This window comes from Spirillospora sp. NPDC048819 (assembly GCF_040650055.1).
GTDB lineage: Bacteria > Actinomycetota > Actinomycetes > Streptosporangiales > Streptosporangiaceae > Spirillospora.
Genome location: NZ_JBEZGN010000021.1, coordinates 70,528 through 97,180 on the forward strand (window position 1 = coordinate 70,528; position 26,653 = coordinate 97,180).

Below are 26,653 nucleotides of genomic sequence, written 5' to 3' on the forward strand. Positions count from 1 at the left end.
ACAACGGCAATCCCGCGGCCAGTGCGACGCCGGCCACGGCCATACCGATCCGGGTGATCGTCCGCGAATCGGTGCAGTTGACGGCGCCGCTCGCCTCCCCAGCGGACGGCAGGGCATCGCTGCGGGGAGCGCTTGGGCGGGTGAAGGAGCCGAGTGCGGTTTCCTCCCGATGTGAAGGAAGGTCGGTGGGGAAGGGGACCAAGGTCCCGGCCGCAGGTGACTTTGGGGCGCTGATCAGCGACCTCGCCCGGTCGGACGCTGGAGACATGACAGAGCGGCTTTCCTGTGCGCGGGCGTTCGCGCTGCTGACCGACGGTACGCAAATCGAGATCAGGCGGCTCGGCACGGCGGACCTGGACGCCGTACGCGAACTGCATCACGGCCTGTGCGAGGAGAGCCTGTATCTGAGGTTCTTCGGCCTGAACCGGGCCATGGCCGGGCATGTGGCCGAGCGGGTCTGCAGGGCGGACGGCCGCGACCACGCGGCGCTCGGCGGCTGGCTGCGCGGCGACCTGATCGGGGTGGCGGAGTATGAACCGACCGGCGTGCCGGGCGAGGCCGAGGTCGCGATGACGGTCGCCGACCGGATGCATCACCGCGGCGTCGGGACACTGCTACTCGAACATCTGGGGTCGCTGGCCCGTGCCAACGGGATCGTCGCCTTCCGTGCCGACACGCTTCCCGCCAACAGCGCGATGCTGCGCGTCTTCGCCGACGCCGGGATGCCGGCCCAGCAGCGGATGTCCGAGGGGGTCGTCGAGCTGACCATCCCGCTGGTCTCCGGCGGCCGATACCTGGACGCGGTCGCGGAACGGGAACGGAGGGCGGATGTGGCCAGCCTCGAACCGCTGCTGCGGCCCCGGGTCGTCGCGGTCATCGGTGCGTCCCGCCGGCGTGGGAAGGTCGGCGCCGAGCTGTTGCACAACATCGTCTCCGGCGGGTTCAAGGGCGCCGTCTACGCGGTGAACCCGCACGCCGCCGGGACGGACATGCGCGGCGTCCCCTGCGTGACGACACTCGCCGACCTGCCCGAGCCGCCCGATCTCGCGGTCATCACGGTGCCGGCGGACGCGGTGCCCGGCGTGGCAGCGGCGTGCGGGCGGATCGGGACACCCGCGCTGGTGGTGATCAGCTCGGGGCTCACCGCCGACCAAGGACGCGACCTGCTAGGGGTCTGCCGCGAGTACGGCATGCGGCTTGTCGGGCCGAACTGCCTGGGTATCGCCAACACCGGGATCTGGCTGGATGCGACCTTCGGCGCCCACCGGCCCGTCCCCGGGGTCGCGGGCGTGGCCGTCCAGTCGGGCGGTGTGGGGATCGCCCTGATCGAGGAGCTGTCCCGGCTCGGAATCGGCGTGTCCTCGTTCGCTTCGGTGGGGGACAAGTACGACGTCAGCGTCAACGACATGCTCATGTGGTGGGAATCGGACGAGACGACCAGGCTGGGCATCCTGCATGTGGAGTCGTTCGGCAACCCCCGTAAGTTCGCCCGCACGGCGCGCCGGGTCGCCGCCCGGATGCCGCTGCTGACCGTCCTGGCGGGACGGTCTACGCCCGGCACGCGGGCCGCCGCCTCCCACACCGCCGCCGCCGCGACCCCGGAACTGACCCGCCGCGCGCTGTTCGATCAGGCCGGCATCGTGGCCACTGACGACCTGGGCGAGCTGGTCGACGCCGCCGCACTGCTGGTCGCCCAGCCGCTTCCGGCCGGGCCGCGGGTGGCGGTGATCTCGAACGCCGGTGGGGCGGGGGTGCTGGCCGCCGACGCCTGCGCCGACGTCGGACTGATCGTCCCGGTCCTGGGGGCGGCCACGCGGCGCGTCCTCGCCGACAGGCTGCCGTCCTGCGCGGCGGTCGACAACCCCGTCGACACCACCGCCGCCGTCTCCGCCGAACTGTTCCACGACATCATCGACGTGGTGGCCGCGGACAGCGCCGTGGACGTTGTCCTGGCGCTGGTGGCACCGACCGCGCTCGGCGACCTGCGCGGCGCGCTCGGGGGCATCGGCAAGCCGCTGGCGGCGGTGATCCTCGGACAGGCGGAGACGGTCACGATCAACGATGACGCGATCCCGTGTTACGCCTACCCGGAGGGCGCCGCCCGCGCGCTCGCCCACGCCTGGGCCTACGCACGGCGGCGGAACGTCCCGCAGGATGCGCCGCCTGCGCTGCCCGGCCTGAACCCGGACGAGGCGGCCGACATCATCGCCGGATACCTCGACGGTGCACCTGACGGCGGCTGGCTGCCACCAGCCGACGCGTTCGGGCTGCTGGAGTCCTACGGGCTGCCGATGGCCCCCTGGCGCTGGGCCCGGACCGAGGACGAGGTGGTTGCGGCGGCGCATGAACTCGGCGTCCCAGTGGCGCTGAAGGCGCACGTCTCTGGAGTGGTGCACAAGACCGCAGTGGGCGCCCTGGAATTGGGACTGGATGGGGAGCAGGCCGTCCGCGCCGCGTCCGGCCGCCTGTCCGAACGGTTCGGCGACGACCTCGGGGGCATGCTCGTCCAGGCCATGGCGGACGAGGGCGTCGAGGTGCTGTGCGGCGCCGTTCAGGAACAGGTGTTCGGGGCAGTGGTGATCTTCGGGGCGGGTGGCGTCGACACCGACGCCCTGGCCGACCGCGCCGCCCGGCTGGCGCCGCTGACCGTCCACGAGGCCGATGACCTGATCCGCGTCCCCCGGCTGTCCGCGCTGCTGCTCGGCCACCCGGCGCGCCCGGCCGGCGATCTGGCGGGACTGCGCGAGGTGCTGCTCCGGCTCTCCCGGCTGGCGGCCGACCATCCCGAGATCACCGAACTGGACCTCAACCCCACGATCGTCCGCCCGGACGGGGTCGTGGCCGTCGACGCACGTGTCCGCCTCGCGCCCCGCCGGGCCTGGGACCCCTACCTGCGTCGCCTCCGCTGAGCCATGTCGACCGAACGGCATCACACCCGCCCCGCGACCGGCACGGCCGAGACGAGCGCCGATCCGCGGGAGCCGCTCCCGCTGCTCCGCAAGGAACTGGGCACCGGCGACCGGGGGCTGTCCGGACGTGGGGCGGCCCGGCGACTGGCCGAACCTCTACGGGCAGGTGCCGGATCGTCGGAGCGAAGTCCGTCGTGGAGCCCGCTTGCCGGCCGGCGTCCCATTCTTGTGAGCGACGCGGTCGCTCTGCCCGGCGAATTGCATGAGCATCGAGGTCATCAGGCTGTTGACCCAGCCGAGCGCGCCCGAGCAGGCGATGCGGGTGGCGGCCAGGTCGGCGTTCTCGGCCAGTCGTGGGAGCAGCAGATCTACTTCTCTGGCCAAGGGAGGTGAGACCGAGCGGACCAAATCGTCGCGGAGGAGGTTGAAGACCTTGGCCGCCCGGCGACCCGCCTCGTCGTCGGTGCCGTCGGCGTGTAGTTCCTCGTTCACGGCGGTGAGCAACTGCCAGGCGCGCAGCAGCCGCGTGGGCGCGGTCACCTCGTAACCCTTGCGCGACTCACTGGCATCGCCGATGTCAGCCACGGAGTCATTCACCACGCGAAGTGCCCGGTCGCTGTCGTCCCTGCCGCCCGCTGAACCCGGCTGGAACCCGCTGGATAACGAGAGGCAAAGGCGCGAGCGGCGGGGCCGGTCTGGCCGGTCGAGGTGGTTCTTGTCGGTGAGTCGTGCGCCGCACCGACTCGGGGCGTTACCGGACGACTGCAACGCCACCACCCCCGGGTGACCTAGGCGATGGCCCTTACCTGACCGGCCTGTTCGGCAACCCGTCCAGCGGTCACCCCTACGGCACCGGACCACGCGCCCTGGCGGACGCCCGCGCACAACGGCTTGACGCCGGTCGATGAACCGCTGCGGGTGGTGTCGGCTTAGTCGGGGCCCATGCCGCTTCGGCTCGGGTGGGCCGGTGCGGTGCTAGGCAGGACGGGTTCGATGCGGTAGAGGGACGGCATGCCTCCGCTGCGCGGTGCGATGTCACGCTCGGTTCCGGCCAGGGCGCTGATCAGGTCGCGTGCGGTGATCAGTCCGACCAGGGCGCCGTGGTCATTGGTCACCGGCACATGGTCGTCGCCGGATTCGAGCATGGCGCGTGCCGCCTCGGGGATGGTGGCCGACGGCCGCACCGCCGTGGGCGGCGGGGACGGCAGGAGGGTCGTCACCGGCCGGCGGGCGTGCTGGGGAACGCCGGCGTTCCATCTCGCGGTCAGGGTCGGGGCGTCGATGACGCCGAGGAAGCCGCCCTCGTCGTCGGTGACCGGCAGGTGGTGGACCTCTGCCTTGCACATCAGCTCCCAGGCCATCAGCACCGACTCGCTCGCGGCGATGGTGAGCAGGTCCCGGGTCATCAGCTCCCCGGCAGTGCGCTGCTCCAGTGGCGGACGGGTGGTCATGGCTCCTCCTGGCGGTCCAGCACTTGTCGTCTCATGTCCAGCTTCTCGACTGGGGCGGTGGGATGTTAGGGGCGAACGTCCCGTCCCGTTTCGCCGGACGGATCGCGTCAGCGGGCGCGCTGGACGTACTTCAGCGTCTCGACCGCGACGTAGGAGGCGGCGGCGATGACGATGATGCGTGCCCAGGCGGCGGCGGTGAGCGGCGCGGAGTGGAACAAATCGTTCATGGCGGGTGTGTAGGTGAACAGGAGCTGGATCGCGGCGAGGGCGAGGGCGCTGACGGCGACCCAGGGGTTGCGGCGGATGCCTCGCCAGAGCAGGGGGCGGTCCAGGGACAGGCAGTTGAACATGTAGGTGAGCAGGGTCAGTGCGAAGACGTTGACGACGATCGTCTGCGCGACCTCCGGGGAGGCGCCGTGGGCGCGTTCCCAGTGCTGCAGGCCGAAGGAGCCCGCGAGCAGGATCGCCGAGACCAGCAGGATCCGGACCGTCAGCGCACGGGAGATCAGCGGCAGGCCGGGGTCGCGTGGCGGGCGGCGCATGATGTGCTCGTCCTTGGGCTCGACGGCGAACGGCAGGCCGAGGACGAGCACCGCGGTCATGTTCAGCCACAGCACCTGCAGCGGCAGGATCGGCAGCGCGGTGTTCGCAACGATCGCGGCGACCAGGACCAGGCCGAGCCCGACGTTGGACGGCAGCGCCCACACGATGAACTTGACGAGGTTGTCGAAGACGCCGCGTCCTTCTTCGACGGCCTGCTCGATGGAGGCGAAGTCGTCACCGGTCAGGATCATGTCGGCCGACTCCTTGGCGGCGTCGGTGCCGCTGCGTCCCATCGCGACGCCGATGTCGGCCTGCTTGAGGGCGGGCGCGTCGTTGACGCCGTCGCCGGTCATCGCGATGACGTGCCCGGCGCCCTGGAGGGTCTGGACGAGGCGGAGCTTCTGCTCGGGGGAGACACGGGCGAAGACGGTGGTGGCCTGGACGCGTTCGGGGGACAGGTCGGCGGCGAGTTCGTCGCCGGTCATGACCTCGCCGTGCAGCCCGACGCGGGCGCCGATGGCGCGGGCGGTGGCGGCGTGGTCACCGGTGATCATTTTGACCTGAACGCCGGCGTCGTGGCAGGTCCGGACGGCTTGGGCGGCGTCGGCGCGCGGCGGGTCCAGCATCGCCTGCAGGCCCAGGAAGGTCAGCTGAGGCAGTTCGTCCAGGCCGGGGGCGCCGGTGTGCCCGCGGGCGAACGCCAGCACCCGCAGGGCCTGCCCGCCGTAGTTCTCGGCGCGGGCGGTGACGGCTGCCGGGTCGAGTGGGACCGGTGCCCCGTCGGGGCCGGCGGCGTCGCCGCACAGCTCCAGGATCCGTTCGACCGGGCCCTTGACGTAGACGGTGCCGCCCTCATGGAGGGTGGCCATGTAGCGGCGGTCGGAGCCGAACGGGAGCGTGGCGGTCCGGGGCGGGGTGTGGTCGAGACCGGCTTTGGCGGCGCTGGTCAGCAGTGCTCCCTCGGTCGGGTCCCCGGTGATCGTCCACTCCTCGTCCATGGCGACGAGTCGCGCGTCGTTGCAGCCCAGGCCCGCCAGCAGCGTCTCCCGCAGGACGGGATGCCCGGCGAGGTCGACCGCCCGGCCGTCCTGCCGGACCTGGCCGGTGGGAGCGTAGCCGGTGCCGGTCATGGCGTAGTCGGCTCCGCCCGCGGTCACGGCGGTGACCGTCATCTGGTTCTGGGTGAGGGTGCCGGTCTTATCGGTGCAGATGACGGTGGTGCCGCCGAGCGTCTCGACGGCGGGCAGGTGCCGGACGATGGCGCCGCGGTGGACCATCCGGGCGACGCCGAGCGCGAGCGTGATCGTCACGATGGCGGGCAGGCCCTCGGGGATCGCGCCGACCGCGAGCGCGACCGCGGCGGTCAGCATCTCGGTCGTGCCCCGGCCGTGCAGCACCCCGATCAGGAAGGTCAGCGCGGCCAGCGCCAGGATCGCCACCGTGACGACCTTGCTGAACTGGGTGATCTTGCGGGTGAGGGGCGTCTGGACCGCGGTGGTGGTGTGCACGAGCCGGTGGATGTCGCCGAGCTCGGTGTGCCCACCGGTGGCCACCACCAGCCCGGCGGCCCGGCCGGCGGTCACCAGCGTCCCGGAGAAGGCCATGGCGGTGCGGTCGGCCAGGGCCACCTCGGGCAGCGCCGCCGGGTCCTTGGCGACGGGCACCGATTCGCCGGTCAGCGTCGACTCGTCCACGGCCAGCTCGTCGGTGCTCAGCAGCCGCAGGTCGGCGGGGACTTTGTCGCCGGCCTCCAGCTCGACCAGATCGCCGCGGACGAGCCCGGCCGCCGGGACCCGCGTCGCCGCGCCATCGCGGACGACCGTCGCAACCGTCTGCGCCATGGCGGCCAGGGCGGTCAGCGCCTTCTCCGCCCGGGACTCCTGGACGAACCCGACCACGGCGTTGACGATCACGACGCCGAAGATCACCACCGCGTCCACTCGCTCACCGAGAAGCGCCGTCACGGCCGCCGCCGCCAGCAGGACGTAGATCAGCGGGCTGTTGAACTGCAGCAGGAACCGAGCCACCGGGCCGTTTCCCCGCGCGGCGGGCAGCGTGTTGGGCCCCTCCCGCGCCAGCCGCTCCGCCGCTTGCGCGGAGGTCAGTCCACGGGACGCGTCGCCGCCGAGGTCGCGTACGACCTCGGCGGCGGGTCTGCGGTAGGGCGCGGGATCCGTCGTCATCGCAGCTTGGCCAGCCGCTCGTCGTACTCCTCGGTGTCGATCTCGCCGCGTGCGTACCGCTCGGCGAGGGTCGCTCGGGCATGGTCCAGGCCGGTATCCGCGGGACGTGTCTTGTCACGGCTGAGCCGCCCCGTGGCGCCCGCGACCAGCCACGCCGCCGCGCCGATCACGAGGACCCAGGTGAGCACCATCGCGGCCGCCCACAGCCACATCCAGCCGGACCAGCCGCCGTCGCCCATGTGTCCCCAGCCATCGCCGGGATCGGCGGCCACCAGGACGTATCCGATGTTCATGGCCACACCTCCTGTCATCCCCAGCTTGTGATCTTCGTCCGCGCGCTCCCAGGGCCGAAGGTCCCCTGGATCGGCGGACCCAAGCCCCTGAACGCCGCGCCTGCGGGCGGCGAGGCTCGAAAGCCAGGGAGGTGGCAAGGATGGACCGACGACATGTCCTGGTCGGGTCCGACGCGCCACCGGCCGCTGAACGGGCGCTGCGCTGGGCGGCCACGGAGGCGTCCCTGCGTGGCATGTCCTTGCGGATCTGTCACGCGTGGAGCTGGCCCTATCCGCTCCGTCCGCGGGACGGTGACGCGCTGGAGGTGGTCCGGGGCATGGGCGTCCTGGCGCTGGAGGACGGTGCCCGGCTCGCGCGGGAAACCGTCCCCGGCCTGGACGTACGGACGTCGCTGGTGAGGGGCACACCACCCGGAGCCATCCTGGACGCGTGCGCGGACGCGGCGCTTATCGTGATCGGCGCTCGCGGGGCGGGCGGTTTCGAGAACCTGCCGATCGGCTCCACGGCCGTCCACGTGCCTGCGCACGTCGATCGCCCCGTGGTCGTGGTCCCCGCTTACAAGCCGGCTGATGCCCCGAGGCGGATCGTCGTCCGGTCGCGATCGTCCACGAGCGCGACCCGGAAGTGAAGGAGTCGTCATGATCAAAGTTCTGGTGGCGTACGCCTCCGAACGCGGAGGGACCGCCGAGATCGCCGACTGGATCGGAGTCGCGCTGCGCCAGGCGGGCGTGGACGCGGACGTGCGGCCCGCCGGAGAAGTCGCAAACCTGGACGGGTACGACGCGGCCGTCGTCGGCGGCGCCCTGTACGCAGGACGCTGGCCCCGGGAGGCACGCCGCTTCGTTCGCCACCATTCCGACGCGCTGGCGCACCGGCCGGTGTGGCTGTTCAGCAGCGGACCGCTGGACCACACCGCGGAAGAGCGAACGATCGAACCCGTGCCCGGCGTCGCCAAGTTCGCCGGCCGGGTGAACGCCCGCGGCCACGCCACCTTCGGCGGACGGCTGACCCCGGACGCCAAGGGCTTCCTGGCCTCCAAGATCGCTCAGCGGTCCAGCGGCGACTACCGGGACCGCGACCACGTCGCCGAGTGGGCCACTGGCATCGCCCGTGAGCTGCTGAGGGTGGCCATATGAGCGAGATCTTTGCTGGTGTCGGGGGCGGTTCGCAGCCGAGTCTGCTCGCGGTCGACTGGCCGCTTACCCGCGCCGCGCCCTGTAGTCCGACGATTTGGCTTTGAGTTGTGCGGCGAGGGCGGCGGCCTGGGTGCGTCGGCTCATGCCGAGCTTGGTGAAGATGTTGGAGATGTAGTTCTTGACGGTCTTTTCCGCTAGGTAGAGGTGTTCGCCGATCTGGCGGTTGGTGAGTCCCTCGCCGATCAGTTCGAAGATGTGGCGTTCCTGTTCGGTGAGGACCTGGAGGGGGTCTTTGGTTTCCTGGCGGGTGCGGATGCGTTCGAGCATGCGGGCGGTGCTGCGGGGGTCGAGCAGTGATTGGCCGGTGGCGACGGTGCGGACGGCGCCGACCAGGTCCGAGCCGTGGATCTGTTTGAGGACGTAGCCGGCTGCTCCGGCCATGACGGCCTCGAACAGGGCGTTCTCGTCGTCGAAGGAGGTGAGCATGAGGCAGGCCAGCTGGGGCATCTGGGAGCGGATCTCGCGGCAGACGGTGACGCCGTCGCCGTCTGGGAGGCGCACGTCCAAGACCGCCACGTCGGGTCGTGCGGCCGGAATCCGCGCCAGCGCCTCGGCTGCGGTGCCGGCCTCCCCGACGACCTCGATGTCGTCCTCGGCGGACAGCAGGGCGGCCACGCCACGCCGCACGACCTCATGGTCGTCCATCAAGAACACCCGGATCGTTTCCGCGTCTTTGGGGGCTTGGGCGGTCATGGCGCTCGTTTCCTCAGGTCAGTAGTGACGTACCCGACGCTACCCCGCCATAGGGCCGTTCCCGAGGTGGCGAACGTCCCATGTCGGTGGGACCACCGTCCCAGGTTGGTGTAGGTCGAGCGTGAAGGGGAAGCGCCCCGAGGCTGCCGACAGGATCTTCAAGGAAGATCCGGCCGTTCCAGCCGAGGTAGCACGTTCAATTGCCGGGCTGGGTCTGGGCACCGCCTGGTGGGCGGCCCTACTTGGCAAGAGCCGGCATTCGCCTTGCCAAGAATCTTCATGCCGCAGCGATCGAGGTCCATGTCCTTCAGGGGTTACATCACATCGGCGACGTGCCAGGGACCAACGTCCCGAGCCTGACTTTTCGGCATTAGCCGGGAGATACTGATGATATGGCTGATGGGGCAAGTACCGGTCCGGATCGGGCGCGTCTGATGCTGCCGCAGTTGCAGCTGGACGATTTGCTGACCGAACTCCAGGCGCGGCTGGAGGCCGCCCGGGCGACGCGGGATCGGGTGCACGCGCTGCTGGAGGCCGTGGTCTCGATCGGCAGCGATCTGGATCTGGAGTCGGTGCTGCGGCGGATCATTGAGGCCGCCACCACCCTGGTCGACGCCCGGTACGGCGCGCTGGGGGTGATCGATGAGGAGGGCGAGCGGCTGATCCAGTTCGTCACGGTCGGTGTCGGCGACGATGAGATCGAGGCGATCGGGCACTGGCCGGAGGGCCATGGGATTCTGGGGCTGCTGATCCGCGAACCGCACCCGCTGCGGCTGCCGGACCTGGGTGAGCATCCGGCCTCTAGCGGTTTCCCGGCGAACCATCCACCGATGCGGACGTTCCTGGGCGTGCCGATCCGGGTGCGGGACGAGGTGTTCGGCAACCTGTACCTGACCGAAAAGGCCGGCGGCGGCGAGTTCGACCAGGAGGACGAGGTCGTGGTGGCGGCGCTGGCCACGGCTGCGGGTGTGGCGATCGAGAATGCCCGCCTGTTCGAGGAGACCCGGCGGCGTGAGCGGTGGCTTGAGGCCTCCAGCGAGATCTCCACGGCGCTGCTGTCGGGCACCGACCCGCATGAGGTGACCACGCTGGTGGCGCAGCGGGCACAGGAGATCGCCGACGCCGATCTGGCGGCCGTGGCGCTGCTCGAGGAGGACGGAACGGATTTCCTGGTGGCGGCCGCTCATGGTGAGGGCGCCGGGCGGCTTGAGGGATTGCGGGTGCCGCTGGGCCATTCGGTGGCCGGGCCGGTGTTCGCCGGCGGTGTGGCGTTGCGGCTGGCCGACGGGAGCAAGGCGGCGCAGGAGGCGAACGTGCCGACGCAGGTGCCGGTCGGGCCGCTGCTGGTGGTGCCGCTCGGCCTGGGTGACTCGGCGCGCGGCGTCCTCTCAGTGCTCAACGTGCCTGGCGGGACGGCGTTCTCCGAGGGGACACAGCGGCTGCTGGAGGCGTTCGCCGGGCAGGCGGCGGTGGCGCTGGAGCTGGCGGAGCGGCGTGTGGACGCCGAGCGGCTGACGCTGCTGGAGGACCGCGACCGCATCGCCAGGGACCTGCACGACACGGTGATCCAACGGCTGTTCGCCACGGCCATGACGTTGATGGCGGCGCTCAAGCTGGTGCAGCGGCGAGAGGTGGCGGTCAGGGTGCAGCGGGCGGTGGACGATCTGGACGACACCATCCGGCAGATCCGCTCGTCCATCTTCGCGCTGCAGGGACCCGACGAGGAGGAGTCGTTGCGAAGCCGGGTGCATGCGCTGGTCGACACGGCGGCCGAGCAGTTGGGGTTCGCGCCGTCGGTGCGGCTGGACGGGCTGCTGGACACGTTGGTCGACGAGGACACCGGGGAGCATCTGCTGGCCGTCGTGCGGGAGGCGCTGTCCAATGTGGCGCGGCACGCGCGCGCCACCGAGACAGCGGTGAACATCGACGTCGGTGACGAGGTCACGGCGCGAGTCGAGGACAACGGAGTCGGCATTCCCGAGGGCGGCCGCCGCAGCGGGCTGCGCAACCTCGGTGAACGTGCTGAGAAACTGGGCGGATCGTGCACCACCGGGCCACGGCCGGGCGGCGGGACGACGCTGACCTGGCAGGTCCCGCTCAAGGAGGAATGACCGGGGCAGGGCCCGGAGCGATGGTCGCCGAACAGGCCGGCTCGCCCATGGCCGGTCGCGGGGCCGGGCACCGACCAACCCTGGTAGACCCAGCCCAATAGACGGCCTGGGCGACTAAGCGTGAAAGATGACGTTGCGCAGGAGGAAGACCCTCAGCAGCAGGACGAACCACCACTGCGCCGGGTCCGTATCACGCCGCCGCTCGTCGCTCTCGAAGTGACTGCGGCGATGCCGGCGGTTCGCGCGCGCCCGCACAGTCTGATCACGCCGTCCCCTGCCTCATACGGACCCAAAGGCGGAGGCCCCACTCGGCTCGCGGCCAGCGGGCCCGTCATATCGCCGGATGCGGGGACTTTGGTCCCGTTGATCGTGCGCCGAACGGTCCTACGGCGGCGGTGGGAGTGGGGGTTTAGTCGTAGGTGAAGCGACCGGCGATGCGATGGAAGGTGAGAGGCGATGACCGTCTCCGAGCACAAGACCCATGTTGGGCGGGACACGTTGATTCGGGTGGTGCGGCCGGTGCCGCTGACCGAGTCGTCTGCGGCGCGGTATGTGTGGGCGGCGGCGCGGCTGGCGCTGGGGTGGGTGTTCGCGTGGGCGTTCCTGGACAAGGTGTTCGGGTTCGGGCATGCGACCCCCGCCGGCAAGGCGTGGGTCGATGGCGGTAGCCCCACCGAGGGGTTCCTGGCCAACAGCCCCAAGGGCCCGTTCGCCGGGTTCTACAACGACATCGCCGGAGCGGTCTGGGCGGACTGGCTGTTCATGCTGGGTCTGGCCGGTATCGGCGCCGCGCTGCTGCTGGGGATCGGGATGCGGATCGCCGCGGCGGCGGGCGCGGTGCTGCTGGTGATGATGTGGACGGCGGTTCTTCCCCCGGAGAACAACCTCTTCATGGACGACCACCTGATCTACGCGATCTTGATCGTCGGGCTGGCCCTGGTCAGCGCCGGCGACACCCTGGGGCTGGGCCGCTGGTGGGGCAACACCCACCTGGTCAAGCGCCTCCCCGCCCTCAAGTGACCTACCGCGGACTCGATAAGGACGCCCACCAGCCGGTGGGCGTCCTTATCCATGGTGCGCCCGGCATGGGCGATTGCTTGGGGGTGAAAGTCCCTTGGAGGAAGAGGTGGTGCTAATACCGAGCCGGAGACAAGGGCGTCGTCGTGCGGCGGGGTCTGGAGGAAGCCCGAGGCGAAATTCTGCACCGAGGGACACGAACCGTGTGTGAGGCGCGGCGATCTGGGTGGGCCTGCCATGGAAGGTGAAGCCGTCACCGTCGGCAGGGTCGTTGCGTAGACGCGGCGGGCGCAGGGGGAAGGTGATCGTTCTTACCTGGGGAGATCTGCCGGGGTGTCGGTTGTCAATGGCCACTCAGCTCTGGCTCTGACCCACTTTGCGTGATCTCGTTAGTCCATCAGCAGGACGCGCTTGCGGAGCAAGTCGTGGTCGGCGCGGCCGTACATCTGCCGCTTGATCATCTTACAAGTTACGTGGAATCAGCCGTGGAGACGATCATGGTCTCTTCGGTCTCACCCACGGACTTGAGGGGCAGTGTTGGGCGCGGTGGTGCTGGAGGAGAAGTGGCCGGTTCTGGGGCGGCATGGGCGGGCGGCCGAGTGGCTGCACATCTGGATTGATCTGGGGCGGGCGCCGCGGACTGTTGATGCGTACGCGCGTGGGCTGGCCGAGTATTTGGAGGTGTGCGACCGCGAGGGCGTCGACCCCGTCGGAGCGGGCCGGTCGCATGTCGCGGTGTTCGTGCGGGAGTTGACCTCGCGGCCGAGTCGGCGTGGGGCGAATGTGGTGTCGCTGGATTCGGGTGCTGGGCTGTCGAACGCCACGATCCAGCAACGGCTGGTGCCGGTTCGGCTGTTCTACGACTTCTTGATCGAGGAGGGCCTGCGGGAGTCCAACCCGGTCGGGCGCGGTAGGTACACGCCGGGCAGGAGGTTCGGCGGTCAGCAGCGAGGCCTGGTACCGCGGCTGACCAAGCTGCCGTGGATCCCCAGTGAGCGGCAGTGGGCGGACGTCCTGGACGTCGCCCGCGACGAGACGATCCGTAACCGGGTGATGCTCGCGCTGGCCTATGACGCGGCGTTGCGCCGAGAGGAGTTGTGCTCGCTGCGCACCGATGATCTGGATCCGGCACTGCGGACGTTGCGGGTGCGGGCCGAGACCACCAAGAACCGGCTGGAACGGGTGGTGCCGTACTCGGCGGCGACCGGGGTGCTGTTGTCGGGGTATCTGGCTCATCGGGCGTCAATCAGCCGGGGCCCGGGGGCCGTTGTTCCTGTCGGAGTCGCGGCGCAACCACGCCCAGCCGCTGAGCTTGTGGACCTGGTCGAAAGTGGTCCGCAAGGTCGCGTTGGACGCTGGGGTTCCTCAGTTCTCCACGCACACCACCCGGCATCTGTGCCTGACCGATCTGGCCCGGATGGGGTGGGAGCTGCACGCGATCGCGACGTTCGCCGGCCATCGGAGCACCGAGTCCACCCTCGCCTACATTCATCTGTCTGGCCGGGACCTGGCCGACAAGCTCGCCACCGGCATGGAGCACATCCACGCTTGGCGAGTACGGATGCTCACCGCCTCCAGCACGATCGCAGCGGAGACGGCCCGATGACCGCCACGAGGTTGGAGGATCTTGAAGCTGCTGGTGAGGGGCGGTGGTGCTGGCCGATCATCGCTGATCGCTACGACACCCTGGCTCTTGTCCGGGTCGTCGAGGCCGAAGCCATCAACGAGCTCGGAGTGGAGAACCTGCGGCGGCTTCACCGTCACGATCCCGCCGCTCCGGGGTGGGCGGTGATCAGGCGGCTGCTGCGCCCGTTGGAGGCGGCCAACGCCAGCCTGGACTCGCCGCCCACCAGCCACCGCAGACGGGCGATGGCCGATGCGACGGCGGTGATCCTGCTGCGCTGCGCCCAGGTTGGACGCTCGTACTGGGGCTGGAGCATGCAGGAATGGGCGGAGGTGATCGGCGAGGATCAGGCAGGATTCCGTCGCTCGGCCCCTACCTGGGCCGATGACGCGGTCCGCCCCTATGTGTCCTCGCTCGCCTATCTCCTTGGTGGGTTCAACGAGTTCCATCGGCTGGGCGGCTTCCAACGCCTCACACTGGCCTGGCGGATCTTCGGACGTGACCGGGTGAACGGCGAGATCGAAGCTATCCGGGCCGTCCTGGACCAGTGGGGCTACCGGCTCGGCCGCGGGGACGACCAACTCCTGCCGATGGTGGTCTGCCAGCTGTTCCTACTCAACCGCAGCCCACACACCGAGAATCTCGGGACCGAGTTGTTCGATCGGATCCGCAGCGAGCGGCTGCTGGGCGATCTGCGTCTCAACACCCTGCACGCCGTTCAACGCGCGGTGGCCGCTCTGGGCTTCTGTGAACCGCCCGTCTTGGCCAATGGCGGAAGCAAAACGCCTCGAGCAGGGGGCGCCCCAGCGGTCTGGACGGACTGGGTGGACCGCTGGCACGCCACCTCGACCCTGACGCCCAAGACCCGCGGCAACGTCCGGGCCAACCTGCTCAACATCGGGCGGTGGGCCGCCGCCGAGCAGCCTGAGGCGGCCGATCCGGCCAGCTGGACCCGGCAGACCTGCGCGGCCTGGATCGGGGCGTTGGACCGGATGAACGTCGGCGACTACACCCAGCGGACCGTCGGTCTCAAGGACCGGATCGGCCAACCTCTTCAGGCGCCGACGAAGGCCGGCCGGATCGCCGCGGCTCGAACGTTCTTCCGGGACTGCCAGGAGTGGGAGTGGCTGCCCCGCCGGTTCGCTCCCGAGCGCGCCCTGGCCACCCCGCGCAGCATCGGCGCCCTGCTCGGGCCCCACCCGAGGGTGATAGCCGACGACATCTGGGCGAAGCTCCTGTGGGCCGGACTGAACCTTGAAGCCACCGACCTTCCACTGACCCGCGCCGGATTCTTCTACCCGGTGGAGCTGGTCCGCGCGGTAACGCTGACCTGGCTGTTCAGCGGCCAGCGCAGCAACGAGATCACCCGCCTGCGGGCGGGCTGCATCCGCTGGCAGCACGACGGGCAGACCATCAGCGGCGACGACACCGAGGTCTTGGCCCGCGACGCGGTCTGCCTGCTGGATGTCCCCACCCACAAGACCGGCACCGCGTTCACCAAGCCCGTCGACGCGCTCATGGGCGAGGCTATCGAGGCATGGCAGGCGGTTCGACCAACCCAGCCGCAGATGGTCGACCGCCGGACCGGCGAGCAAGTGGACTTCTTGTTCGCCTTCCGGGCCCGACGTGTCCCGTCGACCTACATCAACGGCACCGTCATCCCGCTGCTCTGCCGCAAGGCCGGTGTCCCGGCCGCCGACGTTCGCGGGAACATCACCAGCCACCGGGCCCGCTCCACCATCGCCTCCCAGCTCTACAACGCCAAGGAACCAATGACGCTGTTCGAGCTGCAAGCCTGGCTCGGACACCGCTCGCCTCAGTCCACGACCTTCTACGCCAAGATCACCCCCACGACGCTGAACAAGGCCTACGACGACGCCGGGTATTTCGCCCGCAACGTCCGCACCATCGAGGTCCTCCTCGACCGGGACGCCGTCACCTCCGGCCAGGCAACAGCTGGGGAGCCGTGGCAGTACTACGACCTCGGCCACGGCCTGTGCTCCTACACCTTCTTCGAGCAGTGCCAGCACCGGATGGCCTGCGCCAAGTGCGACTTCTATACTCCCAAGGACTCGACGAAGGCCCAACTGCTTGAGGCCAAGGACAACCTGCAGCGCATGCTGGTGAGCATCCCGCTCACCGACGACGAACGCGCCGCCGTTGACGACGGCCAAACCGCCCTCGACCAGCTCCTTGAACGCCTCGCAGACGTCGCCACTCCCGTCGGCCCGACTCCCCGCGAGCTTCGCGCCGAACCCGGCAGATCACTGCCGCTGATCGTCGAGTCGCCCACCGGCCGACCCGAACGAAAGTGCTGCTGACATGCGCCCCATCCTCTACACCATCGACCGCCGCGGCCCTGGACGGCTGAGCACCATGGCCAAACCCCGAGGCGGAGACTGGCTGGACGACGAGATGACCGCTCTGAAAACCGAAGGCGTCGATGTTCTGGTCTGCGCCCTCACGCCGACCGAACTCGATGAGACCGGCCTCACCGCCGAGCCCCTGACCGCCCAGCAAGCAGGTCTGCGCTTCGTGGCGATCTCCATCCCCGACCGCGATGTCCCCGACCTCGCGGCCGTTCTACCCGCCCTGCAGCAGCTCGCCCAGCAGTTGCAGAGCGGCGCACACATCGTCACCCACTGCCGCTTCGGCATCGGGCGCGCCTCCCTGCTCGCCGCATCCCTCCTGATCCTCAACGCCACCCACCCAGATTCGGCCTGGAACCACATCCATCGCGCCAGAGGACTCCCCGTCCCCGACACCGCCGAGCAACGCGAGTGGACCAACATGCTGGTCAAGCACCGGCTGGCTTGACAGATCAGATTCCACATAATGATCCGGTTGACGTTGCCTTCGACCGGTCCTGAGCTGTAAGGAAGGGTGAGCCCGGCTTTGACGGCCTCCCAGTCGCGGCGCAGGCCTGCGGCGAAGCCGCGCAGCTCGCGGACGGGGCTGGTTTCCGCCCAGTTGGCCCACTCGTCGAGGTCCTTGCCGCGGAGCTGAACGAGCATCTCGGCGAACTGCTGGGTGAGCTCGGTGGCGACGGCGATCTCCGGGCACCGATCGCTGATCTTCTGCAACGTTTCACGGTCGTTGTCGGTGAGCTTGTCGGGAGGCGTGACGATCCAGCCGGTGACCTCGCGGACCTTCGGTGCCGGCGGCGGGGTCAGGCGAGCGGTGTGCGTACGCAGCTGAGCGGTGACCCGACGTAGGGTCCGCATGCTGCCGCGATAGCCGCGAGTGCGCAGTTCCTCCAGCAGCTGGTTGGTGCTGCGACAGCCTTCGTCCCAACGCTGGTGCAGGTAGGGAAGATGCTGGTCGAGAAGGGCTTTTCGGGGACTGCGGCCCTCGCCCAGCAGTTCCTCGGCGGTGGTCGCGTTGACGTATCGACGTATCGTCTTACGATCCAGACGCAGGTCCCGGCTGATCTCGGTGATGGTCAGGCCGCGCCGCACCGCCTGGTGGACCTCGGCATGACGGGCACGAGTTCGGGCGGCTCCCGGGCTCTGTTCCCCTTCACCGGAGCCGGCGACCGGCGGGTCCGGTTCCTTGTCAGGTTCGCGCAGGCTGCCGCGGTGACGGGCAACGACACGTTCGACGGCGGCGGTCAGGTTGTGAAGCAGGTGCCAGCGATCAGCAACCTGGATCGCCAGCGGCGCGCCGCGCCGCGTGCCCTCGGCGTAGCAGCCGGCCCGGTCCCGGCAGATCACCTCGACGCCAGGATGGGCGTCCAGCCAGGCAGCGACCGATTCGGCGGACCGGTCCGGCAGAAGATCGACCGGACGGCGGGTCTCCACATCGACCAATACAGTTCCGTAGGCCGCGCCCCGGCGCCAGGCGAAATCATCGACCCCCAGCACGCGCGGTGTCGGTGGCTGCGGGTCGGCCATGCCTCTGATCAGGCGTAATAGGGTCGATCGACCCACTGCAGCGGCCAGGCGTCCTGCCAGGCGCTCGCCCGCCCGACCGCCCAGCGCCAGCGCGATCTGCCGCAACGCCTCACGCAGCCCGGTGCTGCGACGGCCGTGCCGCACGGTCAGCCCCGGCACCTGCTCGGCGAACGTCTTCTTTCCGCACTCGTCGTTACGACAGAAGAACCGGCGAACCTGCAGGTGGAGCTGCGTCTCCTGACCCGCGACCGGCGAATCGGAGAGCCGCCGTCCGTAGTAGCTGTGCACGCTTGTCGCTCTGGACCCGCACCCCGGGCAGGTTGCCTCGGGGGTCTGCGTCCTGGCGCGTATCCGTATGGATCGACCCACCAGTGACACACGCTCGACGCACACACCAGCGAGATGAGGAAACAGGACCGTCAGCAGCTCCGTGATCGACACCGGCCATGCTCACGATCAAGATCCCCACTACCGACGAGAACACCCAAATCGTGACCCTCCGGCTCGCCCCATCACGCAAAGTGGGTCAGAGCCAGCCTTCCATGGCCGCCGTCAGTCGGTTGTGCTGTCGTTGTCGCCGCGCCGACGGGTCCGGGCTGTGAGGTCGGGGCCTGACCTGGCAGAAGTCAGCAGAGGCCGTGGTACCGGTGAGGGGAACGGACAATCAGCCGGGAAAGGCCGAACGTCGAGTGGAGCGGAAGAATCGGGTTGCTCGTGCCGGTCGCTTTGATCGCAGCCATCCCGCGTGAGGCGAGCCCGCCGCTGGGAGGGGCCGGTGAATCCCGGTGAATCCCGGTGAGTACCGGTGAGTACCGGTGCGGAGCGTAGCGGCAGGTCGGCGCGCCTTGAGGACACCGTGATCTCGGAGCTGGAGGAGTCGTTGTGGGAGCGGATGCTGTCACCGGCCAACCTGTCCGGGGCGTTGAGGCGTTTCGAGGCCGACAAGGGAGCGCCTGGTGTGGACGGCATGACCGCGGACGAACTTCGTCCGTGGCTGCGGGAGCATTGGGCGGGTGTCCGGGAGGCTTTGGACGCGGGTACGTACCGGCCGTCGCCGGTCCGCCGGGTGGTGATCCCCAAGCCCGGGGGCGTGGTGAACGCATGCTGGGGGTGCCCACTGTGCTGGACCGGCTGGTCCAGCAGGCCATCGCGCAGGTGCTCACGCCGATCTTCGATCCGGGGTTTCGGGTTCGTCGTTCGGGTTCCGTCCGGGCCCGGTCCGCTCATCAGGCGGTCAAGGTCGCGCGGCGGGCCATCGCCGACGGGCACCGCCGGGTCGTGGATGTCGATCTTGAACGGTTCTTCGATCGGGTCGACTTCTACGTGCTCATGGCGTGGGTGGCGCGCAAGGTCACTGACCGCAGGGTCCTCAAGCTCATCCGGGCGCTGGAAGCCGGGGTGATGGTCGATGGGCGCGCGGTCACCGGTTCGCGCATTACGCCGATGACATCCGTGTCTTCGTGCGCAGCAGGCGAGCCGCTCACCGGGTCCTCGATTCGGTCACGGCCGTGGTCGAGGGCGGTTGAAACTCAAGGTGAACCGGGCGAAGTCCTCGGTCTGGCACGCGCGTGAGGCGACGCTGCCGGGCTTTGGATTCGACTTCACCCGCTCCGGGGTGGGCATCCGGGTCGATCCGAAGGCGGTCGAACGCCTCAAGGGCCGTATCCGGGAGCTGACCAGCCTGAGGTGGAGCGTGTCGATGCCCTGCAGGATCGACAAGCTCAACGCGTTCATCCGCGGGTGGATGGCCTGTTCTTCGTATCGGCAGGCGCGGCGCGCCATAGCGGGCCTGCGGCAACTACCGGCCGGTCTCGGCGATGGTGTGCAGTACTGCTCCCATTCCAGCTCGGTGCTGATCCGCCAGGCCAGCCCCAAGCTAATGCTCGGGGCTGGCCATCCGCTGCATGCACAAGAACTCCTGGCCGCCGCTCTGCGCGACCAGAAGTCGATGGTCCATCACGTGTGGATGCCGCCGGCTGGGCTGCACGGCGGCATCGGGACCGCTTCTCGGCACTGCGTCATGCTCGCAGGGAGCCGCGTGTTCGTCAGTCGGGGGAGAGGAACGGGCGGCGGGGCCAGACGTGTTCGGGGCCGTGGGGGCGGACGGCGGTGAGTCCCTGTTCGACGGCGTCGGCCAGGGCTGCGCTGGTGTCGATCGTGGTCGCTTCGGGCCACGGTGCCGCGTTCGCGCGCATGGCGGCGGCGATGTCGGCATCGGCGTCGGAGGCGCCGCGCGCACGGGTCCGGATCCGCTCGGCGGTGAGCGTTCCGGGGGCCTCGCACCGCAGGGACGACAGACGCGCGTGTTCCTGGTCGGCCGTCGCGGCCAGGAGATTGCGGTGCTCCTTGGAGGTCCACGAGGCGTCCACGATGACCGTTTCACCCAGCCGGAGCAGTTTCACGGCGCGGTCGGCGAGTTCGCGGTAGGTGCGCTGGTCCCATTCAGGGGTGTAGATGCCGGTGCCGTAGGGGGCGGCGGCGGAGTCGAGTGGAGCGAGCCCGGCGAGTTCCTTGCGGATCCGGTCGCTGCTGAGCAGCGAGCAGCCCAGTTTGTCGGCCAGCGCGCCGGCCAGAGACGTCTTGCCGGTGGCGGGCAGTCCTCCCACCAGGATCAGGTTGACCTGCCCGGCGCGCAGATGGCGGAGCGCGATGGTGCTGTAGGCGCGTGCGTCGGCGGCGGCGTCCGGGTTGCCCTGTGCGTGGCGCAGGCAGGCGACCTTGGCGCGGACGAATGCCCGGTAGGCGACGTAGTGGTGGCGCAGTGACGGCGGGGCCGGGTCGGCGGCGAACTCGGCATACCAAGTCGTGAAACGTTCGGCCAGACCCGGAGCGCCGAGGCGTTCGAGGTCCATGGCCAGGAACGAGGCGTCGTCGAGGCCGTCCAGCCGGCGGAGTCTGTCGTCGAACTCCAGGCAGTCCAGGATGCGCGGGCCGTCGTCCAGGCAGAAGATGTCGCCGGCGAGCAGGTCGCCGTGGCCGTCGATCACGCGGCCGTCGGCGATGCGCGTGTCGAACAGCGGCTTGCGTCCGGCGAGGAACTCGATCGCGAGGTCTTCGGTCTCTGCGGCGGCCTCGGAGTCAAGGACGCGGCCGTGAAAGGGTCTCACCTGGTCAAAGCTGTCGCGCCAGCGGCCCTGAACGGCGTCGCGGGTCTCCTGGGCGGAGATGTCGGGGCTCCGCGGTGCCCGGGCATGCCAGGCGGCCAGGGTCCGGGCGACGTCGCGGAGCGCGTCCTCGACCGGTGCGCCGTTCTCGACCAGGGTGGACAGGCGCCGGTCGGCGGGCATGCGACGCATCACCACGAGGTGGTCGCAGACGCCGCCGTCGGGTCCGTGCACATCGGCGACGCCCAGATACACGTCGGGGGCGAACCGCCGGTTCAGCCGGACCTCCTGGTGGCAGGCCTGTTCGCGCAGCTCACGCGTGCTGAAGTCCAGGAACCCCAGGTCCACCGGCTTCTTGAGCTTGTAGGCACGGTCACCGATGAAGAAGACCACGCCGATGTGGGTCTCGGCGACGGCGGCGCTGTCCACTGGCTTCACGCTCTCGGGTAGTGGGTGGGGTGGGTGGGGTGGGTGTCGTCGTAGTCGTATCCGATGTCGTGGACGACGTCGACGACGCCCTCGGTGGCGGCGGTCAACCGCGCGACGATCGGGATGAGGCTCTTCTGCTCGACACGCCCGGTGAGGTGGACGACGCCTGCTTGGACGCGGACGTGCAGTTCAGCGGGGTCCTGCCAGAGCTTGCTGATCAAGACGTCTCGGATGATCTCGTCTCGGATGTCGGCGTCGGAGCGGTGGAACACGCGTAGCAGGTCGCAGCGGGCCACAATGCCGGCCAGACGGCCGCTTTTCGTGACGACGGGCATGGCCTTGAAGCCGTGGGCGTTCGACAACCGGGCGGCTTCGGCGATGGCGGTGTGCGGCGCAACGGTGATGGCCGGGGCGCTCATGAGCCCGAGGGCGTCGACGGCCCCGGCCTTGGCCTCGACCTGGGCGTGCCGCCGCAGCCGGTGCCGTCGCGGCCCGGCGTCGCCCTTGTACTCCTGCTTACGCAGAAGGTCGGCCTCGGTGACGATGCCGGTGAGCCGGCCGCCGCCGTCCACGACGGGGATCGCGCTGATGCGGTGTTCCACCATCGCCGCGGCGATCTCGGCGAACGGAGTGTCCTCGGTCACCGTCACGACGTTCCTGGTCATGACGTCTTCGACCGTCAGGCGTTGCATGGCTTTCCTCCCGGACCTGCGACGGGGTCAGTGGTTCTCGCTGGACGCGGCGGTGTGGTCCGCGCAGATCACGACGCCGCATCGTGCGTGCTCGCGCACCACTGGAACGGTGTCGCCGCCGAGCGGGTTGCCGTGCTCGGAGTGCGCCCGGGCGCCGATCACGAGCAGTTCGGCGTGCGCGGCGGCCTTGGCCAGTGTCGTGCCCGGTTCACCGTGGATGACGCGTAGGCGGGTGGTGAGGTGCTGGGTGCGCGGTATCGCGTGGGCGACCAGGCGGCGCAGCCGCAGCCACTCAGCGGCGGTTCGCAGTGGGCCGGCCGCAGGGGCGTCGCCCGGCTTGAGGACGCGGACGACGTCCAGCCGCGCGTGGCGGTCGAGGGCCTCGCGGGCGGCGCGGCGCAGCGCGGCCATCGAGTTGGGGGATCCGTCGACGCCGACGGCGACGGAGCGGTGTTCGGGCAAGACCCACATCGGTGACCTCCTTGAGTCACCTCCACCATCCCGCCCGGGCCGTCGGCGGGGGAGTGCCGAGCGTCCCTCCCGGCCGGGACCTTCGGCCCGATCGCGGACTGTCGCGCAAGCTCGCGAGTGGAGCGTCCTCCGCATGGTGACGCCTCGCCTTCTGTTAGGGGACCTTTGGCTCTTACCTGCGGAAACGGTGTCGCCGACACTGAAAATAGGACGGAAACCCGAAGGCAGAAGGGGTGAACCGATGGGTGAGATAACGGTCCTTCACCGCGAAGGCGACGCCTTCGCCGTGCTCGTCCGGGACCACGTGATCCATGCGGACCAGCCGTATTCGGCGGGTGGGATGGACGCCGGGCCGACACCGGTCGAATTGTTCGTGGCGTCTCTGGCCGCCTGCGCGGCGCACTACGCACGGCGGTACCTGGTGCGGCGCAGTCTTCCCGCGCACGGGTTGGAGGTCACCGCCGGCTTCACCATGAGCGCGGGCGTCCCGGCCCGGGTGTCGCATGTCGAGCTGCAGCTGCGTCCCCCCATCCGGCTGTCGGACGAGGACGCTGCGGGACTGCGCGCGGCCGTCGCGGGCTGCACGGTCCACAACTCCATCCTCGACCCGCCACGCATCGGCGTGCACCTGGAACCACAGGTCGCAGCCGCTTGATCCGCGGCGGAGGTCCCTCGCTCAGGGGCCGTTCGGCCCTGTGGGCCGGCTCCCCTGGGCGATGGGATGGAAGCGTGACCACAAGAGGAGGACGTCATGAGCCATGTGGTCGTCGGTTACGACGGAACCATTGAGAGCGAGAGGGCTCTGCGGTGGGCGATCGAAGAGGCCCGGCTGAGGCGGCTGCCATTGACGGTGTGCCATGTCTGGCGCTGGCCCTTCCCCGTCAGCCACATAGACCACGAGGGCGCGGCCATCGTCCAACGGATGGCCGAGCACCTGCTCGACCACGGTGTGGCGCTGGCGCGGGACCTGGCCCCCGGCCTGAAGGTGCGCAAGCGGCTGGAGAGTGGCAGCGCCTATGCCGCGCTGGTGCACCAGGGACGGGACGCCGACATGATCGTGGTCGGCTCCCACGCTCCCGACGAGATGCCTGTGGGGTCGGCGGCGCTTCAGGTGCCGGCCAGAACGGACCGTCCGGCCATGGTCGTGCGGTCGGCCGCCACGCGAGACGGTCTCATCGTCGTGGGCGTGGACGGCTCGGCGGGCGCCGACGCGGCCCTGGCCCTTGCCTTCGAGGAGGCGGCCCTGCGCGGCTGGCGGCTGCGGGCGGTGTACGGCTGCTGGGAACCCGGAGCGGCTCCCGACGGGGACCTCTCCCTGTTCGGTGATGAGGACAGGCTGCGCCATGTCTGCGGGGCCGTGCTGGAGCGGGCGGTCGCGCCGTGGCTGGTGAAGTATCCCCACGTTCAGGCCATGACCTCGCTGGTGCTGAAGTCGCCGCGCGAGGCGCTGTTCGAGGCCGCTCAGGACGCCACCTTGATGGTGGTGGGCGCCCGCGGCACCGGCGTCGTCGAGAGGCTGACCCTTGGGGCGACGAGCGACGCGCTGCTGACGCACGTCCCGTGCACGGTCGCCGTCGTCCCGAACCCAGCCGGATGACCGGCTGAAACCGTCGTCGTGGTCGCTGGGTCGAGTCGCGTGCGCGCCGGGTCGGCGAGCCGTCGGCTCAGTTGTGGGAGCACGGTCGTTGGAAGGGGTGTGAGTCAGGTGAGTAGCGTGAGCGCCGCGGATCTCGCGCGTATGCCGTTCTTGAGCGGCATGAGGAAAGCCGACCTGAGCAAGCTCGCGAAGGCGGCCCGGTTCACCGACTTCCCGGCGGGGCGGCGCATCTTCATCGAGGAGGAGCCGGCGGAACGCTTCTGGCTCGTCCAGGACGGGACCGTGGCCCTGGAACTGCACATGTCCGGCCAGAGTTCAGTGGTCATCGAGACGTTCGGCCCAGGCTCGGTGCTGGGATGGTCGTGGTTGTTCCGCCCGTACCAGTGGAGGTTCGGAGGCGTTGCGACCACGCCGGTCCGGGCGATCGAGTTCGACGGGCGGCTGGTCCGGACGCTCTGCGCGGTCGACCCGTCACTCGGCTACGTGCTGACACGTCGTTTCGCCGAACTGGTCGTCGACCGTCTGGAGGCCACCCAGACACGGCTGGCCGAACTGTCCTCCGGAACCTCAGGGCTGCCCGGATGAGGCTCTGCTCCGGCTGAGCGGGGTTGGGGGCATCGGGTCAGTCGCGGCCGCCTGGCGGGTCGACATACTCGGTGGTCACGCCGCCAGGGTGGAGAGGGATGCGCCGGCCGGTGATCGTACGCGGGGTCAACCGCACGAAGAACACCCCGGCCGAGCGGATCCACGGCGAAAGAGGGAGCCTCTGGAGCCGCGCGGTCTCGGCCGGGCCGGTGACGACCTCGGACGATCCGGTCACCAGGACGCTCCAGGCGGTGCGCAGGGCCGGTTCGAGGTCGTCGGCCTCGAACGTGAGCGGGCGGCCGCCCCGGACCGCGTCGAGCTTGGCGCCGGGCGCGGTGGCGAAGACGAGCGTGTCGCCGTCCATGACGAAGTTGACCGGCAGGAGGGTGACGGTCCCGTCGTCCTCGGCCCATGCGATCCGTCCGACCGTGACGCTACGTAGCAGGTCCAGGCAGGTGTCGGGGTCGAGCGGTTGCAGTTCGGTGTCCATAACCCCATTTCACCAGCGCCCCCTACGCCCATCGACGAGGACGGCCTGGGCGGCAGGCAGCTGGCGGCCGGTTGGCGGCCTGACCTGAGCGCCTTTGGATCGGCCGCCTCCTTCAATTGCTGCGGGCGTTGCGGATACCCGAGATGCTTCTGGACGGTGAGATCAGGTCGCCGGTGTGCAGCAGGTTTTCAAGGGATCACCTCGTCGCGTTGGAGGGGGCAGCTCATGCAGCGGGGACCGCCCCGGCCGCGTCCGAGCTCTCCGCCGGGAATGGTGATGACTTCGATGCCGTGGTGGCGGAGCATGGTGTTGGTGGTGACGTTGCGTTCGTAGGCGATGACGACGCCGGGTTCGACGGCCAGGACGTTGTTGCCGTCGTCCCATTGCTCGCGTTCGGCGGCGCGGATGTCCTGTTCGGCGGTCAGGACGTGCACGCGGGGTAGTCCGAGGGCGCGGGCGATCGCGGGGAACAACGCCTGGTTCTCGTCAACGCGAACCTCACGGCCGTGGTCGTGGCCAGGAGTGAGGGTGTAGGACCGCAACGGCGGCAGTTCGGGGTAGACGGTGAAGCTGTCGTGGTCGACCATCGTCAGGACGGTGTCCAGGTGCATGAAGGCGCGCCGCCGGGGGAGCTGGACGGCGATGACGCGCTGTGCCGCGCCGGCGGTGAACAACCGCTGGGCGAGCAACTCGATGGCCTGCGGGGTGGTGCGTTCGGTCATCCCCGCCAAGATCAGGCCGTCACTGAGGACGTGGATGTCGCCGCCTTCGAGGGTGGGCAGCGGGAAGTCGCCGCCGGGATACCAGACCGGGATGTTCTGGCCGGTGAACAGCGGGTGGTGCCGGTAGATGGCTCGGTTTCGCGGCGTCGCGCGGGTTTGGCCATCGGATGCAGGGTGACGCCCTTGTGGATCCAGGCGGATGGGTCGCGGGTGAACAGGTGGTTGGGCAGTGGCGGCAGGACGAAGTCGCCGCCGTCCAGCGAGGACAGCAGCAGGCTGTGGGCGGGCAGGCCGAGTTCGGCCTTGGTGAGCCCGCCGATGAGGTGGCGGGTGAGCGTGGTCGAATCCATGTCGTCCAGCTCGGAACGGACGGGTGCGGCCAGGGTGGGGCCAAGGGCGGTCTGGGAAGCGGTGTGGTCGAGGATCTGTGCGCGGGCTCGGTCGATCTTGAGAGTCTCGGCGAGCAGGTCGGCGAGGTAGTGGACGTGGACGCCGCGTTCGCGGAGGGTGTCGGCGAACACGTCGTGTTCCCAGCGGGCGCGTCTGGCCCACAGCACCTCGTCGAAAAGCAGGTCGTCCTTGTTGGCCGGGGCGGGTCGGTGGCCAGCAGGACCAGTTCGGCGAGGGAGGCGTAGGCGTCGCGGTCTGG

At 69.8% G+C, this 26,653-nt stretch carries 22 protein-coding genes and 3 pseudogenes; 14 read left to right on the forward strand and 11 right to left on the reverse strand.

All coding sequences use genetic code 11. From position 1 onward, the window contains the following. Positions 1-266: 266 nt before the first annotated feature. Entirely contained in the window at positions 267-2,909 is a 2,643-nt protein-coding gene (locus AB0C35_RS26060) for a GNAT family N-acetyltransferase (RefSeq protein ID WP_358460673.1), read from the forward strand. A 156-nt stretch (positions 2,910-3,065) separates the two neighbouring features. Here AB0C35_RS26060 and AB0C35_RS26065 read toward each other — a convergent pair whose 3' ends face one another. The 4 genes from AB0C35_RS26065 to AB0C35_RS26080 all read right to left on the reverse strand — a co-directional run bounded on the left by AB0C35_RS26065 (position 3,066) and on the right by AB0C35_RS26080 (position 7,379). Further along, positions 3,066-3,494, reverse strand: coding sequence for a hypothetical protein (locus tag AB0C35_RS26065; protein WP_358460675.1), 429 nt, complete (start codon positions 3,492-3,494; stop codon positions 3,066-3,068). A gap of 344 nt (positions 3,495-3,838) precedes the next feature. Next, entirely contained in the window at positions 3,839-4,360 is a 522-nt protein-coding gene (locus AB0C35_RS26070; protein ID WP_358460677.1) for a CBS domain-containing protein, read from the reverse strand. A 107-nt stretch (positions 4,361-4,467) separates the two neighbouring features. Further along, positions 4,468-7,086 (reverse strand): HAD-IC family P-type ATPase, encoded by a 2,619-nt coding sequence (locus AB0C35_RS26075; protein WP_358460680.1) that lies wholly within the window; start codon positions 7,084-7,086, stop codon positions 4,468-4,470. Next, on the reverse strand, positions 7,083-7,379 hold the full coding sequence (locus tag AB0C35_RS26080) for an SHOCT domain-containing protein (protein ID WP_358460683.1): 297 nt from the start codon (positions 7,377-7,379) through the stop codon (positions 7,083-7,085). Before AB0C35_RS26080 ends, AB0C35_RS26075 begins: the two co-directional genes overlap by 4 nt. A 140-nt stretch (positions 7,380-7,519) precedes the next feature. On the opposite strand from AB0C35_RS26080, the gene AB0C35_RS26085 reads away from it, so the two are divergent. Next, the gene (locus AB0C35_RS26085; RefSeq protein ID WP_358460685.1) at positions 7,520-8,008 is read left to right on the forward strand and encodes a universal stress protein; all 489 of its coding nucleotides are present in this window, start codon (positions 7,520-7,522) and stop codon (positions 8,006-8,008) included. Between the two features lie 10 nt (positions 8,009-8,018). Then, complete coding sequence (locus AB0C35_RS26090; protein WP_358460688.1) at positions 8,019-8,516, forward strand: flavodoxin domain-containing protein; 498 nt, start codon at positions 8,019-8,021, stop codon at positions 8,514-8,516. Between the two features lie 63 nt (positions 8,517-8,579). On the opposite strand, the gene AB0C35_RS26095 is transcribed toward AB0C35_RS26090, so the two are convergent. Next, positions 8,580-9,269 (reverse strand): response regulator transcription factor, encoded by a 690-nt coding sequence (locus AB0C35_RS26095; protein WP_358460691.1) that lies wholly within the window; start codon positions 9,267-9,269, stop codon positions 8,580-8,582. Positions 9,270-9,661: 392 nt separating this feature from the next. Here AB0C35_RS26095 and AB0C35_RS26100 point away from each other — a divergent pair, with 392 nt between their 5' ends. From AB0C35_RS26100 to AB0C35_RS26125, 6 genes and pseudogenes are all read left to right on the forward strand, one after another. After that, positions 9,662-11,380, forward strand: a complete 1,719-nt coding sequence (locus AB0C35_RS26100; protein ID WP_358460693.1) for a GAF domain-containing sensor histidine kinase — start codon at positions 9,662-9,664, stop codon at positions 11,378-11,380. Positions 11,381-11,836: 456 nt separating this feature from the next. Beyond that, complete coding sequence (locus AB0C35_RS26105) at positions 11,837-12,400, forward strand: hypothetical protein (protein WP_358460696.1); 564 nt, start codon at positions 11,837-11,839, stop codon at positions 12,398-12,400. Positions 12,401-13,237: 837 nt separating this feature from the next. Further along, positions 13,238-13,624, forward strand: a pseudogene (locus AB0C35_RS26110) (site-specific integrase); the annotation flags it as partial. Further along, a complete protein-coding gene (locus AB0C35_RS26115; RefSeq protein WP_358460931.1) occupies positions 13,512-14,003 on the forward strand; it encodes a site-specific integrase in 492 nt (163 codons plus the stop codon). The pseudogene AB0C35_RS26110 and the gene AB0C35_RS26115, both read left to right, overlap by 113 nt. Next, entirely contained in the window at positions 14,000-16,342 is a 2,343-nt protein-coding gene (locus AB0C35_RS26120) for a tyrosine-type recombinase/integrase (RefSeq protein WP_358460934.1), read from the forward strand. The genes AB0C35_RS26115 and AB0C35_RS26120 overlap by 4 nt, the downstream gene beginning before the upstream one ends. Before the next feature lie 94 nt (positions 16,343-16,436). Continuing rightward, positions 16,437-16,838: a hypothetical protein gene (locus AB0C35_RS26125; RefSeq protein WP_358460937.1), complete on the forward strand. Its 402-nt coding sequence runs from the start codon at positions 16,437-16,439 to the stop codon at positions 16,836-16,838. A gap of 32 nt (positions 16,839-16,870) precedes the next feature. Here the strand turns inward: AB0C35_RS26125 and AB0C35_RS26130 are convergent. After that, positions 16,871-18,355 (reverse strand): annotated as a pseudogene (locus AB0C35_RS26130) (ISL3 family transposase); the annotation flags it as partial. 660 nt (positions 18,356-19,015) lie between these two features. Here AB0C35_RS26130 and AB0C35_RS26135 point away from each other — a divergent pair. Beyond that, positions 19,016-19,486, forward strand: a complete 471-nt coding sequence (locus AB0C35_RS26135) for a reverse transcriptase domain-containing protein (RefSeq protein ID WP_358460699.1) — start codon at positions 19,016-19,018, stop codon at positions 19,484-19,486. Further along, positions 19,437-20,027, forward strand: coding sequence for a group II intron maturase-specific domain-containing protein (locus AB0C35_RS26140; RefSeq protein WP_358460703.1), 591 nt, complete (start codon positions 19,437-19,439; stop codon positions 20,025-20,027). Before AB0C35_RS26135 ends, AB0C35_RS26140 begins: the two co-directional genes overlap by 50 nt. Here AB0C35_RS26140 and AB0C35_RS26145 read toward each other — a convergent pair. From AB0C35_RS26145 to AB0C35_RS26155, 3 genes are read right to left on the reverse strand one after another with little or no spacing between them, the layout of a single operon-like run. Next, positions 19,960-21,447, reverse strand: coding sequence for an AAA family ATPase (locus AB0C35_RS26145; protein WP_358460724.1), 1,488 nt, complete (start codon positions 21,445-21,447; stop codon positions 19,960-19,962). The two genes, AB0C35_RS26140 and AB0C35_RS26145, sit on opposite strands and share 68 nt — an antisense overlap. Before the next feature lie 5 nt (positions 21,448-21,452). Further along, a complete protein-coding gene (locus AB0C35_RS26150) occupies positions 21,453-22,139 on the reverse strand; it encodes a CBS domain-containing protein (RefSeq protein WP_358460739.1) in 687 nt (228 codons plus the stop codon). 27 nt (positions 22,140-22,166) lie between these two features. Then, positions 22,167-22,610, reverse strand: coding sequence for a universal stress protein (locus AB0C35_RS26155; RefSeq protein ID WP_358460742.1), 444 nt, complete (start codon positions 22,608-22,610; stop codon positions 22,167-22,169). Between the two features lie 241 nt (positions 22,611-22,851). On the opposite strand from AB0C35_RS26155, the gene AB0C35_RS26160 reads away from it, so the two are divergent. The 3 genes from AB0C35_RS26160 to AB0C35_RS26170 all read left to right on the forward strand — a co-directional run bounded on the left by AB0C35_RS26160 (position 22,852) and on the right by AB0C35_RS26170 (position 24,792). Continuing rightward, positions 22,852-23,265: an OsmC family protein gene (locus tag AB0C35_RS26160; protein WP_358460745.1), complete on the forward strand. Its 414-nt coding sequence runs from the start codon at positions 22,852-22,854 to the stop codon at positions 23,263-23,265. 96 nt (positions 23,266-23,361) lie between these two features. Further along, positions 23,362-24,207 carry a universal stress protein gene (locus AB0C35_RS26165; protein WP_358460748.1) on the forward strand — a complete coding sequence of 282 codons (846 nt, stop codon included), beginning with the start codon at positions 23,362-23,364 and terminating at the stop codon, positions 24,205-24,207. 117 nt (positions 24,208-24,324) lie between these two features. Continuing rightward, positions 24,325-24,792: a cyclic nucleotide-binding domain-containing protein gene (locus tag AB0C35_RS26170; RefSeq protein ID WP_358460751.1), complete on the forward strand. Its 468-nt coding sequence runs from the start codon at positions 24,325-24,327 to the stop codon at positions 24,790-24,792. 37 nt (positions 24,793-24,829) lie between these two features. On the opposite strand, the gene AB0C35_RS26175 is transcribed toward AB0C35_RS26170, so the two are convergent. After that, a complete protein-coding gene (locus AB0C35_RS26175) occupies positions 24,830-25,282 on the reverse strand; it encodes a pyridoxamine 5'-phosphate oxidase family protein (RefSeq protein ID WP_358460754.1) in 453 nt (150 codons plus the stop codon). Between the two features lie 188 nt (positions 25,283-25,470). After that, positions 25,471-26,561: pseudogene (locus AB0C35_RS26180) on the reverse strand (arginine deiminase). Positions 26,562-26,653 lie beyond the last annotated feature (92 nt).

Bases quoted from the DNA above. Each gene is read 5' to 3' on its own strand.
- AB0C35_RS26060 (WP_358460673.1), top strand. From the start codon at position 267: ATGACAGAGCGGCTTTCCTGTGCGCGGGCGTTCGCGCTGCTGACCGAC.
- AB0C35_RS26070 (WP_358460677.1), bottom strand. From the start codon at position 4,360: ATGACCACCCGTCCGCCACTGGAGCAGCGCACTGCCGGGGAGCTGATG.
- AB0C35_RS26075 (WP_358460680.1), bottom strand. From the start codon at position 7,086: ATGACGACGGATCCCGCGCCCTACCGCAGACCCGCCGCCGAGGTCGTA.
- AB0C35_RS26080 (WP_358460683.1), bottom strand. From the start codon at position 7,379: ATGAACATCGGATACGTCCTGGTGGCCGCCGATCCCGGCGATGGCTGG.
- AB0C35_RS26085 (WP_358460685.1), top strand. From the start codon at position 7,520: ATGGACCGACGACATGTCCTGGTCGGGTCCGACGCGCCACCGGCCGCT.
- AB0C35_RS26090 (WP_358460688.1), top strand. From the start codon at position 8,019: ATGATCAAAGTTCTGGTGGCGTACGCCTCCGAACGCGGAGGGACCGCC.
- AB0C35_RS26095 (WP_358460691.1), bottom strand. From the start codon at position 9,269: ATGACCGCCCAAGCCCCCAAAGACGCGGAAACGATCCGGGTGTTCTTG.
- AB0C35_RS26100 (WP_358460693.1), top strand. From the start codon at position 9,662: ATGGCTGATGGGGCAAGTACCGGTCCGGATCGGGCGCGTCTGATGCTG.
- AB0C35_RS26105 (WP_358460696.1), top strand. From the start codon at position 11,837: ATGACCGTCTCCGAGCACAAGACCCATGTTGGGCGGGACACGTTGATT.
- AB0C35_RS26115 (WP_358460931.1), top strand. From the start codon at position 13,512: ATGATCTGGATCCGGCACTGCGGACGTTGCGGGTGCGGGCCGAGACCA.
- AB0C35_RS26120 (WP_358460934.1), top strand. From the start codon at position 14,000: ATGACCGCCACGAGGTTGGAGGATCTTGAAGCTGCTGGTGAGGGGCGG.
- AB0C35_RS26125 (WP_358460937.1), top strand. From the start codon at position 16,437: ATGACCGCTCTGAAAACCGAAGGCGTCGATGTTCTGGTCTGCGCCCTC.
- AB0C35_RS26135 (WP_358460699.1), top strand. From the start codon at position 19,016: ATGCTGGGGGTGCCCACTGTGCTGGACCGGCTGGTCCAGCAGGCCATC.
- AB0C35_RS26150 (WP_358460739.1), bottom strand. From the start codon at position 22,139: ATGCAACGCCTGACGGTCGAAGACGTCATGACCAGGAACGTCGTGACG.
- AB0C35_RS26155 (WP_358460742.1), bottom strand. From the start codon at position 22,610: ATGTGGGTCTTGCCCGAACACCGCTCCGTCGCCGTCGGCGTCGACGGA.
- AB0C35_RS26160 (WP_358460745.1), top strand. From the start codon at position 22,852: ATGGGTGAGATAACGGTCCTTCACCGCGAAGGCGACGCCTTCGCCGTG.
- AB0C35_RS26165 (WP_358460748.1), top strand. From the start codon at position 23,362: ATGAGCCATGTGGTCGTCGGTTACGACGGAACCATTGAGAGCGAGAGG.
- AB0C35_RS26175 (WP_358460754.1), bottom strand. From the start codon at position 25,282: ATGGACACCGAACTGCAACCGCTCGACCCCGACACCTGCCTGGACCTG.